Consider the following 12228-nt stretch of genomic DNA (forward strand, 5'->3'; position numbering starts at 1 on the left):
CGGGAGCCTGCGGGGCGGGAGCCGGAGCCGGCGGTGTCTGGGCGGCGGGGGCCGGCGCGGCCTGCCCCGGGGCAGCCGGCGCGGCGGCCGGAGCCTGCGCCTGAGCCACCGGCACACCGCTGGTGACGCGCCGTTCGAGGCGTTCCAGCCGGTGCAGAACGGCCGAGTCGGCGGCCGGGTCCAGCGGGACCGCGCCGGGCAGCAGCATCCGCGCGCACAGCAGCTCCAGCAGCAGCCGGGGCGCCGTGGCGCCGCGCATGTCCACCAGCCCGGTGTGCACGATCTCCGCGTACCGGGTCATCGTGCCCGCGCCGAGCTGCTGGGCCTGGGTGGCCATCTTGTCCAGCTCGTCACCGGCCGGGGTGACCAGGCCACGGGTGCCGGCGTCCGGCACGGCCTTGAGCAGCACCAGGTCACGCAGCCGGTCGAGCAGGTCGGAGGCGAACCGGCGCGGGTCGTGGCCGGCCTCGACGAGCTTGTCGACCGTGCCGTAGACGGTGGCCGCGTCGCCGGCGGCCAGCCCGTCGACCATCTCGTCGATCAGCGCGACGTCGGTGACCCCGAGCAGCGCGACCGCCCGGTCGTAGGTCACGCCCTCCGGGCCGGCGCCGGCCAGCAGCTGGTCGAGCACCGACTGGGTGTCCCGGGCCGAGCCGCCGCCGGCCCGGATGACCAGCGGGTACACCGCCGGCGCGACCGTGGCGCCCTCGGCGGCGACGTTGCGTTCGAGCAGCCCGCGCATCGCGCCCGGCGGGATCAGCCGGAACGGGTAGTGGTGGGTGCGCGAGCGGATGGTCGGCAGGACCTTGTCCGGCTCGGTGGTGGCGAAGACGAAGATGAGGTGCTCCGGCGGCTCCTCCACGATCTTGAGCAGGGCGTTGAAGCCCTGCGTGGTGACCATGTGCGCCTCGTCGATGATGAACACGCGGTAACGCGAGGACGCCGGGGCGTAGAAGGCGCGGTCGCGCAGCTCACGGGCGTCGTCGACGCCTCCGTGGCTGGCCGCGTCGAGCTCGACGACGTCGACGTTGCCGGGGCCCTCGGGGGCGAGCGAGATGCACGAGTCGCACACGCCGCACGGGTCGGCGGTCGGGCCCTGCTCGCAGTTCAGCGATCGGGCCATGATCCGCGCGCTGGAGGTCTTGCCGCAGCCGCGCGGGCCGGAGAACAGGTACGCGTGGTTGACCCGCTTGGCGGTCAGCGCGACCCGCAGCGGCTCGGTGACGTGTTCCTGACCAACGACCTCGGCGAAGGTCGACGGCCGGTATTTGCGGTAGAGGGCGAGCGCCACGCCTGGACCATACCCGCCGAGTCCGACGGCCCGGCCGCCCCCGCTACACTCGACCACGGACCCCACGCGGCGTTCATCTCGTGAACCTCCCCAGGGCCGGAAGGCAGCAAGGATAAGCGAGCTCTGTCGGGTGCGTGGGGTCCCCTTTTGCTCCGGTCGAGCGATTCTCCCTCCACGATCGTGTGGTTGCGCCGGTTGCCCTGTCCTCCGGCCCGGCCCCGGGTGTTGCCTTCTCGGCAGGCACGGCACGACCGGAAAGGGCCCCCTGTACACATGCAGCCGTTCGAACTCCCCGACTTCTACATGCCCTACCCGGCACGGTTGAACGCCAACTTGGAACGCGCGCGCGTGCACAGCAAGGCCTGGGCGTACGACATGGACATGATCGACGTGCCGCAGCACGGTACGAAGATCTGGGACGAGGACGACTTCGACTCCCATGACTACGCGCTGTTGTGCGCCTACACCCATCCGGATGCCACGGGCGAGGACCTCGACCTGGTCACCGACTGGTACGTCTGGGTCTTCTACTTCGACGACCACTTCCTGGAGCTGTTCAAGCGCACCGGTGACCTGCCGGCCGCCCGCGCCTACCTGGACCGGCTGGCCGCGTTCATGCCGCCGCACGGCGAGATCACCGAGGAGCCGGAGAACCCGGTCGAGCGCGGCCTGGCCGACCTGTGGCGACGCACCGTGCCGGTGCATTCAGCCGACTGGCGGGCCCGGTTCGTGGAAAGCACGAAGAACCTGCTCGACGAGTCACTGTGGGAACTCGCCAACATCAACGACGGCCGCGTTTCCAACCCGATCGAGTACATCGAGATGCGCCGCAAGGTCGGCGGCGCCCCCTGGTCGGCGAACCTGATCGAGCACGTCGCCGGCGCCGAGGTCCCGGCCGCGATCTCCGCGTCCCGGCCGATGCGGGTGCTGCGCGACGCGTTCGCCGACGGCGTGCACCTGCGCAACGACCTGTTCTCCTACGAGCGTGAGGTCCTCGACGAGGGCGAACTGTCCAACGGCGTGCTGGTCCTGGAACGGTTCCTCGACCTGACCACCCAGCAGGCCGCCGACAAGGTCAACGAGCTGCTGACCTCCCGGCTGCACCAGTTCGAGCACACCGCGCTCACCGAGGTCCCGCCGCTGTTCGACCAGCACGGCATCGACCCGCTGGCCCGGCTCGGTGTCGGCGCCTACGTCAAGGGCCTGCAGGACTGGCAGGCCGGCGGCCACGAGTGGCACATGCGCTCCAGCCGGTACATGAACGAGAACGTCACCCCGGGCGGCGGGGTGCTCGGCGGCCCGACCGGTCTCGGCACGTCGGCGGCCAGGATCACCGCGTCGGTGCTGCGCACGCTGCCGCAGCGGGCGCGGGCGTTCCAGCACGTGCCGTTCGAGAAGGTCGGCCCGATCCAGCTGCCGCAGATGTACCAGCCGTTCCCGCTGACCCTCAGCGAGCACCTGGACGCGTCCCGCGAGGAGATGGTCCGCTGGGGGAAGGCCTGGGGGATCCTCGACGAGGGTGTGTGGACCGAGAAGACGCTGCGCGACATCGACCTGCCGTTGTGTGCCGCCGGCATCCACCCGTCGGCGACCGAGGACGAGCTGCACGTGTCGTCCGGCTGGCTGACCTGGGGCACCTACGGCGACGACTACTACCCGAGGGTGTTCGGCCGTGACCTGACCGCCGGCCAGGCCCAGAACGCCCGGCTCAGGGAGCTGATGCCGGTCGACGGCCCGAGCCCGGTCGTGCCGGTCAACGGCCTGGAGCGCGGCCTGGCCGACATGTGGCTGCGCACCGTGGGCCCGCTGTCGGTGCCGCTGCGCCAGGAGTTCCGCGCCGCGATCGAGGCGATGCTGGACTCGTGGGAGTGGGAGATGGACAACACGCGCCGCAACCGCATCCCCGACCCGATCGACTACATCGAGATGCGCCGCGACACGTTCGGCTCGGACCTGACGAAGTTCCTGGCCCGGCTGACCAGCTCCGGCGACGTCCCGCCCGAGGTGTACCGGGCGGGGCCGGTGGTGTCGCTGGGCAACGCGGCGATGGACTGGGCGGTGCTGCTCAACGACCTGTTCTCCTACCGCAAGGAGATCGAGTTCGAGGGCGAGCTGCACAACGGTGTGCTGGTGGTCCGCAGTTTCCTGGACGTGCGGCAGGACCAGGCGATCGCGCTGGTCAACGACCTGATGACGCGGCGCGGGCAGCAGTTCGAGCACCTGACCGAGCAGCTGCCGGCCCTGGTCGACCACCTTGGTCTGGACGAGGACGCGCGGGCGGGGCTGGCGGCCTACGTGCAGAACCTGCGGGACTGGATGGCCGGTATCGAGAACTGGCACCGGGGCTGCCACCGCTACGCCGACGCGGACCTTCGCCACGAGCCGGTGCGGGTGGGCACGCCGACGGGTCTTGGCACCTCGGCCGCACGGCTGACGGGCCTGCGGTCGGCCTGAAATCTCGGGTGCGGGCGCCGGGCGGCCGGCCCTAGGGTGACGCGATGCTGCCGTGGTCACCCGAACGTGCCGGCCGGATCGATGAGGGGGTCGTGGACAGCGCGCTGCTGCGCGACAACCCACTCGGCGACCCGCACCAACGCCCGGTGTACGTGTACCTGCCGCCGGGCTACGACGAGTCCGACCGCCGCTACCCGGTGGTCTACGTCATCCAGGGCTACACCGGCCACGTGCGGACCTGGCTCAACCGCGAGCCGTTCCGCCGCCCGTTCCCGGACCTGGTGGACGAGCTGTTCGCCACCGGCGGCGCCCCACCGGCGATCGTGGTGTTCGTCGACGCCTGGACGTCCTGGGGCGGCAGCCAGTTCGTGGACTCGCCGGCCACCGGCCGCTACCACTCGTACCTGTGCGACGAGGTCGTCGCGTGGGTCGACGCCCGGTACCGGACGATCGCCGACCGTGACCACCGCGCCATCACCGGCAAGTCCAGCGGCGGCTACGGCGCGATGATCACCCCGATCCTGCGCCCCGACCTGTTCGCCGCGCTCGCCACGCACGCCGGCGACGCCCTGTTCGAGGTCTGCTACCAGCCGTTCTTCCCGGCCGTGGCCCGGATGCTGCGCGACGAGTACGACGGCTCGTACGAGTCGTTCCGCGCAGGCCTGGCCGGTCGCGAGGTCGGCACCCGCGACTCGGACCACGACCTGATCGAGATCTACGGCTGCTCGGCGGCGTACTCCGGCAACCCCGACGCGTCGGTCAGCATCCCGTTCGACGACAACGGCGTGGTCGTCGACGAGGTGTGGTCGCGCTGGCTGGCCAACGACCCCGTCCGCCTGGCCGCCGACCCGACCAACGCCGACACCCTCCGCTCCCTGCACTCCGTCTGGATCGACGCCGGCACCCGCGACGAGTACTACCTCGACCTGGGGGCGCGTGCGTTCCACCGCGCCCTGGCCGCCGCCGGCGTCGACGACGAGAACGTCCACTTCGAGACGTTCCCGGCGGGGCACGGCAACATCGGCTACCGCTATCCGCTGGCGCTGGCCTGGCTCTGCCGCCGCTTCCCCTGAGTTCCTCGGCTCAGCGCCTGGAGCGGCTGAGTTTGGCTGGCCACCAGATCTTGGGGCCGATGTCCACGGTGAGCGCCGGGACCAGCAGGGATCGCACGATGATGGTGTCCAGCAGGACGCCGAAGGCGACGATGAAGGCGATCTGGGCGAGGAAGAGCACCGGGATGACGGCCAGGGCGGCGAAGGTGGCGGCCAGGACGACACCGGCGGAGGTGATCACGCCGCCGGTCACGGTGAGGCCGCGCAGGGTGCCGGTTCTGGTGTCGGTCACGAGGGATTCCTCGCGGACCCTGGTCATCAGGAAGATGTTGTAGTCGATGCCCAGGGCCACCAGGAAGATGAAGCCGAACAGCGGGATCGCCGGGTCGGCGCCGGGGAAGCCGAGCAGGTGGTTGAACACCAGGGCCGACACGCCCATGGTGGCGGCGAAGGACAGGACGACGGTCGCGATCAGCAGCAGCGGGGCGAGCAGGGCGCGCAGCAGCAATGCCAGCACGGCGAAGATCACCACCAGCACGATCGGGATGATCAGTGTCCGGTCGTGGGCGGCGGCGGTCTGGGTGTCGAGCTGGATGGCGCTGGCGCCGCCGACCTTCGCGTCGGCGCCGTCGACCGCGCGGACCGACTCCCGCATTCGTTCCACTGTGGACAGTGCGGCTTCGGAGTCCGGCGGGTCGGCGAGGATCGCCTGGATCAGCACGTGGCCGTCCTTCTCGCCGACGATCGCGGCCCGGTCGACACCCTCGACCTCGCTCGCGGCCAGCACCCGCTGGGCCTCACCGGCGTTGGCGACGACAACGGCCGGCGCGCCGGAGCCGCCGGCGAAGTGCCGGGACAGCACCTCCTGACCGGCGGTGGAGTCCACCTCGGTCAGGAACAGGTCCGACTGCGCGGTCCCACTCGCCTTGAGCTGCGGCAGGAACGCCACACCGACCAGCAGCACCAGCGTGGTGACGATCCAGATCAGCCTCGGCCGGCGGCCGACCAGCGCCGCGATCCGCCCCCACAGCCCGTCGTGCTCGGGCCTGGTCGAGCCGGGGACCGGGCGGAACGGCCAGAACGCTGCCCGGCCGAGCAGGGCCAGCGCCGCCGGCAGGAACGTCAGCGACGCCAGCAGCGCCGCGCCGATGCCGATCGCCGCGACCGGGCCGAGGCCCTGGTTGGAGTTGAGGTCGGAGAACAGCAGGCACAGCACGCCGAGCACCACGGTCCCGGCGGACGCGGCGATCGGCTCGACCGTGCCGCGCCAGGCCGAGCGGATCGCGACGAACCGGTCGTCGTGCTCGCGCAGCTGTTCGCGGAAGCGGGACACCAGCAGCAGCGCGTAGTCCGTCGCCGCGCCGAAGACCAGGATGAACAGGATGCCCTGGCTCTGCCCGTTGAGCGTGAGCGTGTCGGAGTCGGCCAGGAAGTAGACGATCATGCTGGCGGCGCCGAGCGCGAGGACCGCCGAGATCACCACCACCAGCGGCAGCACGGGGCTGCGGTAGACCACGATCAGGATCAGCACGACCACGCCACCGGCGACCAGCAGCAACAGCCCGTCGATGCCGCCGAACGCCTCAACCAGGTCGGCGATCTGCGCGGCCGGGCCGGCGACCAGCACGGTCAGGCCGTCCGGGCGGCCCTTCTCCAGGTCGGCGCGCACCTGCTCGACGACGTCACCGGGGTTGCCGGCGCCGCTGATCGACACCACGAGCTGGGCGGCCTCGCCGTCGCGGGACACGTCCGGCACGGGCGGGCCGACGACCCCGTCGACGCCGGTGAGCGCGCGGGCCTGGGCGTCGAGGTAGCGCTCGTCCTGGGGTTCGAGCCCGCCGGGCCGCTCGATCACGACGATCGCCGGGACGACCTCGTTCTCGTTGAACTGCCGCTGGAGCGCCAGGACCTCGGTGGCCTCGGCGGAGTCCGGCAGAAAGGCTGCGTTGTCGTTCTCGACGACGTCGGTGAGTTTGCCGGTGTAGGAGCCACCGAGCCCGCCGAGCCCGAGCCACACCAGTACCAGCAGAGTCGACAGCACCCAGCGCATGGGCACGATCATGCCCGGACGCCGTTCGGGACGCATACGCTGTCCCTCCGCACCCCACCAGGAGGTCCTCCGTGACCCTGCCACGGTTCGCGACCGGTCCGGTGGCCGTGGTCGCCGCCGCGCAGGCCGCGGTGCTCGCGGCACTGGCCGGCCGCTACGGCTTCCACCGCGACGAGCTGTACTTCCTGGCCGCCGGCAAGCGGCTGGACTGGGGCTATGTCGACCAGCCGCCGCTCACGCCGCTGCTGGCCAGGCTGGCCACGGCGGTGTTCGGCGAGACCCCGGCCGGCCTGCGGGTGGTGCCCCTGCTGCTGGGCGCGGCGACGGTGTTCGTGGTCGCGCTGGTGGCCCGCGAGCTGGGTGGGGGCCGGGGCGCGCAGGTGCTGGCGGCGGCGGCCGCGGCCGGGTCGTCGCTGCCGCTGGTGACCGCGCACATGCTGGCGACCAACTCGCTGGACACGCTGCTGTGGGTGTCGCTCGGCCTGGTCACGCTGCGGCTGCTGCGCACCGGTGAGCCCCGCTGGTGGCTGGCGGCGGGGGCGGTCGCCGGGGTCGGCCTGGCCAACAAGTGGCTGATCGCGCTGCTGGTCCTGGCCCTGGGGGCCGCGCTGCTGGCCGTCGGCCCGAGGTCGGTGTTGCGAACCTGGTGGCTGGCGGCGGGGGTGGCGCTCGCCCTGGCGGTCGCCACGCCGACCCTGGTCTGGCAGGTGGCCAACGACGTTCCGCTGCTGACCGTCGCCTCCGGCATCGCGGCCGACGACGGGACGGAGAACCGGATCCTGTTCGTCCCGATGCAGCTGGTGTACCTGTCCGCGGTGCTGGTCCCCGTGTGGCTGGCGGGCATCCGCCGCCTGTGGCGGGAGCCGGACCTACGGTGGGCACGCGCGCTGGCGGTGGCGTATCCGGTGCTGTGTGCTGTTCTGCTGGTGGTCGGCGGCAAGCCGTACTACCCGATCCCGCTGCTGCTGGTTCTGACGGCGGCCGGCGCGGAGCCGGCTCTGCGTTGGCTGCGCGACAACACGGCGTTCGGCTGGGGCCTGGCGGGGATCGGCCTGGCGATGAACCTGGTGGTGAGCCTGCCGGTGCTGCCGCCGGCCGCCCTCGCCCCGGTGGTGGCGATGAACGCCGAGCAGGGCGAGCAGGTCGGCTGGCCCGAGTTCACCGAGACGGTCGCCGACGCGTGGCGCTCCGACGGGGACCGGGCGGTGATCCTGACCGCCAACTACGGCCAGGCCGGCGCGATCGAGCACTACGGCCCGGAACACGGTCTGCCCCAACCGTTCTCCGCCCACATGTCCTACTGGGACTGGGGCCCGCCACCGGACGACGCGACCGGTCCGGTGCTGCTGGTCGGCGTCACACCCACCGACGCGTTCCGCGACTGCGTCCAGGTCGCCGAACACGACAACGGGCTGGGCGTGGACAACGACGAACAGGGCACCCGCGTCCTGCGCTGTGCCGGCACCACGGCGCCGTGGTCGCGACTGTGGCCCGACCTGCGCCATTTCTACTGAGAGTGGTGCGACGGCCCCCCGGCCCGCCGCACCACACCCGGTCAGCTCATGGTGATGTTGGAGTTCCCGCTGCTCTGATATCCCTCGGTGGCGAGGATCATGTAGTAGTTGAAACTCCCCAGCCCCATTCCCGCGCGCCCCCAGGCGTCGAAATGCGACCCGGAGTTGATGCTGCCACCGGTGCGCCGCGACTGCCGCACACTCCAGAACTGCGGAAACGTCTTGGTCCCTTCGACCGAGGGGGCGTTGTACCGCATGGTCCGGTAGATGTCGTAGGTTCCGCCGTCGACGCTGACCGTCCCCCGGTGTTCCCCGGTCGGCCGGTAAGTCCCGTAGTTGTCGACGACGTAGTACTCGACCAGCGGGTTCGAGGTCCACCCGTAGAGGCAGAGGTAACCGTTGCCGGAGGGGTTGAAGCTGCCGGAGTAGTTCACGGTCCGCCGGCTACCGTTGCTCCATCCCTTGCCGCAGACGAAGTTACCGGTGTTGCCCCAGTTCGTGCTGTAGTTGCCACCATTTCCGAGGGTCATGGAAATGGTTCCCTGCGAGTCGGTCCAGAAGGAGTAGAAGTACCCGTTGTGTGTCCCGGTCTGGTTGGTGGTGATCGTCTGGGCCTGAGCGATCCCCGGGAGCATGACGGTCGACGTGAGCGCCAACGCCGAGGCCCCGAAAACCCGCCGACTGATGACGGGCCGACCGTCGCCGTTACTGGACATGCGTCCTCCTCGTGTCGCTGAGGGCTGGCACGGCAGCACAATGACACCGACAGTGTCGGCCCAAATCCGGTAAGTTGTCAAAGATTTTCGGCCAAGTTACGAAGCCGAAGGGCGCCTTCAACAGCGAATTCAGGCAGAACCAGCAGCATCCCCACGCAGAACAACCCACGATCCCGGGCACAGTTTTCGGCCAGTTTCCGGACAGTCGCGACCACCGGCACATACGTCGTTTCGTTTCACCCGAAAGGTGAACCGGCTGTGCCAGACTGCGCGGGTGCGGACGGACACGTTCTGGTCGTTGATCGAGAAGGCCAGGGGCGACGCGACCCGCGCCGGTCGCCCGTGGCCGGCGGGCACGGCGGTCGGACCGGCGTTGACACAGCGACTGACCCGGTTGCGCGCGAAGCGCATCGTGGAGTTCCACCGTTGCTACGAGCGGGAGAACGCGCGGGCCGATCGGTGGGACCTGTGCGCCGCGGCGTACGTGATCGGCGGGTACCTCTCCGATGACACGTTCAGCGGCTTCCGGGCCGGCCTGGTCGGCCTGGGTCGCGCGGCGTTCGACCAGGCGGTGGCGGACGCGGACACGTTGGCCGATCACCCCATGGTGTGCGCCATGGCCGCCGGCCACCTGGACCGCGGCGCGCTGGAGTCCGAGGAGATCGAGTTCGCGGCGTCAACCGCGTTCGAACAGCGAGCCGGCGACGAGGACGACTTCTGGGAGGAACTGGACGCCCTCACCGACGAGGCCGAACCCTCCGGCGAGGACGAGTGGTCGGGCCGGTTCGGCAGCGCCGACGATCTCGCCCGAATACCCGCACGGCTGCCCCGCCTGTTCGCCCTGTTCCAGCACACGCCCCCGCCGGGCTCCTGACTCGTAACACCCCGGCGCGATCGCCGCGCGTTCTCCCTCGGCGAGGAACAACGACGGCATTCCATAGATTAATCTTTGACTTGACCGAACGCGAGGTTGCGACACCAGGTCAAACCATGCCAGGCGAATCAACCAGCGATGTGGTGCGATTACCTGCCACCATGGGTAGGTTCTCCCCCCGGAGCGAGTGAACCCCGGAGAAACTCCGATGGAATCCGGGCAACTCGGCGCCACGGCGAACCGACACTGCGCCAATCTCGGAAGTGCCCGTCCGACACTTCCAGAAAGGTCAGTCAATGCTTCACCTCTCGTTGATCAGCGCCGTCGTCGGCGCTGTCGCCATGCTCACCACGGTGTTCGTCGCGACCGCGACCGCGTCCGATGAGCGCCAGTCCATCGCGGAAATCCGAAACGTGCACTACGGCGAATGCCTCACATACATCCCCCGGCGAAGAGCTCACCCTCAGCACCTGCGGCGAATCACCATTCACCCTCTGGATGGTGGAGCCGGGCTATGTTGGCGAGATCCGGAGCCGGATCACCGGAGAATGCCTGGAGGACATCGACACCAGCAACGACTGGGACAACGTGGTGATGCACCCCTGCTCGGGCAGCCCGCGACAACTGTGGGGAATGTCGCCGGACTCGGTTCTTGTCCAGAACCTGGACAGCGGACAGTATTTGAAGGCCAATCACCAACGCATCGTCTATGCCGGTGACCTGGAGCACTACTACCCGCAATGGAACATCACCGGCTGATCATCGACCCGTACCGCTCCAGCGCCGACCACCTACGGAGCGCACACGACCAGACGCCCTCCGTGCCGTCCAGGTGTCGGACCCGCCGCCAGCGCCACACCCAGGCGTTCACACCACCGATGACCACCCGTTTTGGGTGGTCAGACCCAGATCCGGTACCCTCCTCGGCGGAGGATTCGCATAGTGGCCTAGTGCGCACGACTGGAAATCGTGTTGGGTGTTAAAGCCCTCGCGGGTTCAAATCCCGCATCCTCCGCTCACGAACGCCGGGTTGAGTACACGCCCGGCGTTCGTCGCGTGTGGGGGCCGGTCAGCGGTGGTTCAGGCGAAGTAGCGGTTGACCCGCCGCCCGAACAACAGTGAGACGATCGCCGCCGAGACACCGGCCAGGGCGAGGGCCACCAGGCGCGTGGCGGGCCCGAGGTCGTGGTCGTAGGGCAGGAAGACCGCCACCAGTGCGACGAACCCGCCGATGGACACGAGCACCGTCAGCAGCACCCGCGCCCAGTTCCGCCCCCGCACCAACAACGCGGCGAACGTCACGTACGGCGCCGTCCCCACCACGGCGAACAGGATGATCACGAAGGTCGCGGCCCGAGCACGCACGTCGACGTCCCCGGATCCGACCGGGTCACCGTTGTCCATCAGTTGTGTGCGAGCGCTGTCCCGCAGCCCGCCCCACCCGACCCCGATCCACAACCCGACCAGAGCCAGGAACAGCGCCGCCCCGCCCAGGGTCAGCCAGAACGCCACCCGCACCGCGGCGGGCTCGGCGACCGGCGGCACGGCGGCGACCGGCGCCATCGGGTAAAACGGGGCCACCGAGTCGTCCTGACCAGGTGGCACCGTCACCCGCAAACCCTAGCGCGCCACCGCGCTACTCATCCTCGTCCTTCGCATGGTTCGCGACCCCCGGCGTCGGATCCCGATCAAGATCGATCAACGGATGCCGCTCCGCCCCCTCCGGCGCCGCATGCCGCCCCTCCGCCGACTCCTCCTGCTGGTCAGCCCGCATGACGTCCTCCTCGTCCTCCCACGTCAGTCGAACACCCAGGCAGTATCACCCACGCCAACTGACCGACCGCGCCGGCCCCGCCCGCCCACCCGTCCACCCCAGGACACCCGTCCGGTAAAGTGCTCCGCGGTAGCGTGTCCGAGCGGCCGAAGGAGCGCGCCTCGAAAGCGCGTGAGGGTTCACGCCCTCCGTGGGTTCAAATCCCACCGCTACCGCTCCGAGCAGGTTGAACGCCGGGCGAGTCTATGATGACTCGCCCGGCGTGTCTTTCGTTAGTCTCAGTTCCAGTCTCGTTCGGCCGAACACCCCAAGCGCGTCAACCGAGCCCAGATCTCGGTCTACGGTGGGGTGACACGGTGGCGAGTACGCGTCATCAGCATCCTGCCCGCCAAGCGTTCGCCGAGCATGGGGCCACATCACAGCGCAATCGTTGACCAGATGTTGCGGGTCATGACGTTGGCGACGGCCGGCATAGGTGTTAAGGCTAGGGACGGGTCTTCGGC

Annotated in this window: 10 protein-coding genes, 2 tRNA genes and 1 other RNA gene; 8 read left to right on the top strand and 5 right to left on the bottom strand. The window is 70.0% G+C overall.

Features of this window, described 5'->3' with window-relative positions; genetic code table 11:
- Positions 1-1291, bottom strand: a 1291-nt coding sequence (locus BLA60_RS26410) for a DNA polymerase III subunit gamma and tau (RefSeq protein WP_154814608.1), incomplete at its 3' end; no start/stop codon positions are given.
- 54 nt (positions 1292-1345) lie between these two features.
- Between BLA60_RS26410 and ffs the strand changes: the two genes are divergently transcribed.
- The 3 genes from ffs (at position 1346) to BLA60_RS26425 (ending at position 4818) form a co-directional block, all read left to right on the top strand.
- Positions 1346-1440, top strand: an RNA gene (gene ffs / locus BLA60_RS26415) — signal recognition particle sRNA small type.
- Between the two features lie 124 nt (positions 1441-1564).
- A complete protein-coding gene (locus BLA60_RS26420; protein ID WP_075135710.1) occupies positions 1565-3745 on the top strand; it encodes a terpene synthase family protein in 2181 nt (726 codons plus the stop codon).
- 44 nt (positions 3746-3789) lie between these two features.
- On the top strand, positions 3790-4818 hold the full coding sequence (locus BLA60_RS26425) for an alpha/beta hydrolase (RefSeq protein WP_075135711.1): 1029 nt from the start codon (positions 3790-3792) through the stop codon (positions 4816-4818).
- A 10-nt stretch (positions 4819-4828) separates the two neighbouring features.
- Here the strand turns inward: BLA60_RS26425 and BLA60_RS26430 are convergent, their stop codons facing one another.
- Positions 4829-6883: an MMPL family transporter gene (locus tag BLA60_RS26430; protein WP_245812159.1), complete on the bottom strand. Its 2055-nt coding sequence runs from the start codon at positions 6881-6883 to the stop codon at positions 4829-4831.
- Positions 6884-6918: 35 nt separating this feature from the next.
- On the opposite strand from BLA60_RS26430, the gene BLA60_RS26435 reads away from it, so the two are divergent.
- Entirely contained in the window at positions 6919-8361 is a 1443-nt protein-coding gene (locus BLA60_RS26435) for a glycosyltransferase family 39 protein (RefSeq protein ID WP_075135713.1), read from the top strand.
- Between the two features lie 41 nt (positions 8362-8402).
- Here BLA60_RS26435 and BLA60_RS26440 read toward each other — a convergent pair whose 3' ends face one another.
- Positions 8403-9077 (bottom strand): glycoside hydrolase family 11 protein, encoded by a 675-nt coding sequence (locus BLA60_RS26440; RefSeq protein WP_075135714.1) that lies wholly within the window; start codon positions 9075-9077, stop codon positions 8403-8405.
- A gap of 274 nt (positions 9078-9351) precedes the next feature.
- Between BLA60_RS26440 and BLA60_RS26445 the strand changes: the two genes are divergently transcribed.
- The 3 genes from BLA60_RS26445 (at position 9352) to BLA60_RS26455 (ending at position 10966) form a co-directional block, all read left to right on the top strand.
- Positions 9352-9951, top strand: a complete 600-nt coding sequence (locus tag BLA60_RS26445) for a DUF4240 domain-containing protein (protein ID WP_075135715.1) — start codon at positions 9352-9354, stop codon at positions 9949-9951.
- A 381-nt stretch (positions 9952-10332) separates the two neighbouring features.
- Positions 10333-10710: a ricin-type beta-trefoil lectin domain protein gene (locus BLA60_RS26450; protein ID WP_075135716.1), complete on the top strand. Its 378-nt coding sequence runs from the start codon at positions 10333-10335 to the stop codon at positions 10708-10710.
- A gap of 169 nt (positions 10711-10879) precedes the next feature.
- Positions 10880-10966: transfer RNA gene (locus tag BLA60_RS26455), tRNA-Ser, on the top strand.
- A 65-nt stretch (positions 10967-11031) separates the two neighbouring features.
- Here the strand turns inward: BLA60_RS26455 and BLA60_RS26460 are convergent.
- Together BLA60_RS26460 and BLA60_RS44610 are read right to left on the bottom strand one after the other, a co-directional pair.
- Positions 11032-11532 carry a hypothetical protein gene (locus BLA60_RS26460; RefSeq protein ID WP_154814610.1) on the bottom strand — a complete coding sequence of 167 codons (501 nt, stop codon included), beginning with the start codon at positions 11530-11532 and terminating at the stop codon, positions 11032-11034.
- 55 nt (positions 11533-11587) lie between these two features.
- The gene (locus BLA60_RS44610; RefSeq protein WP_154814611.1) at positions 11588-11725 is read right to left on the bottom strand and encodes a hypothetical protein; all 138 of its coding nucleotides are present in this window, start codon (positions 11723-11725) and stop codon (positions 11588-11590) included.
- Positions 11726-11853: 128 nt separating this feature from the next.
- Here BLA60_RS44610 and BLA60_RS26465 point away from each other — a divergent pair.
- Positions 11854-11940, top strand: a tRNA-Ser gene (locus BLA60_RS26465).
- Positions 11941-12228 lie beyond the last annotated feature (288 nt).

It is taken from the genome of Actinophytocola xinjiangensis (assembly GCF_001921215.1).
In the GTDB taxonomy this organism is placed as follows: domain Bacteria; phylum Actinomycetota; class Actinomycetes; order Mycobacteriales; family Pseudonocardiaceae; genus Actinophytocola; species Actinophytocola xinjiangensis.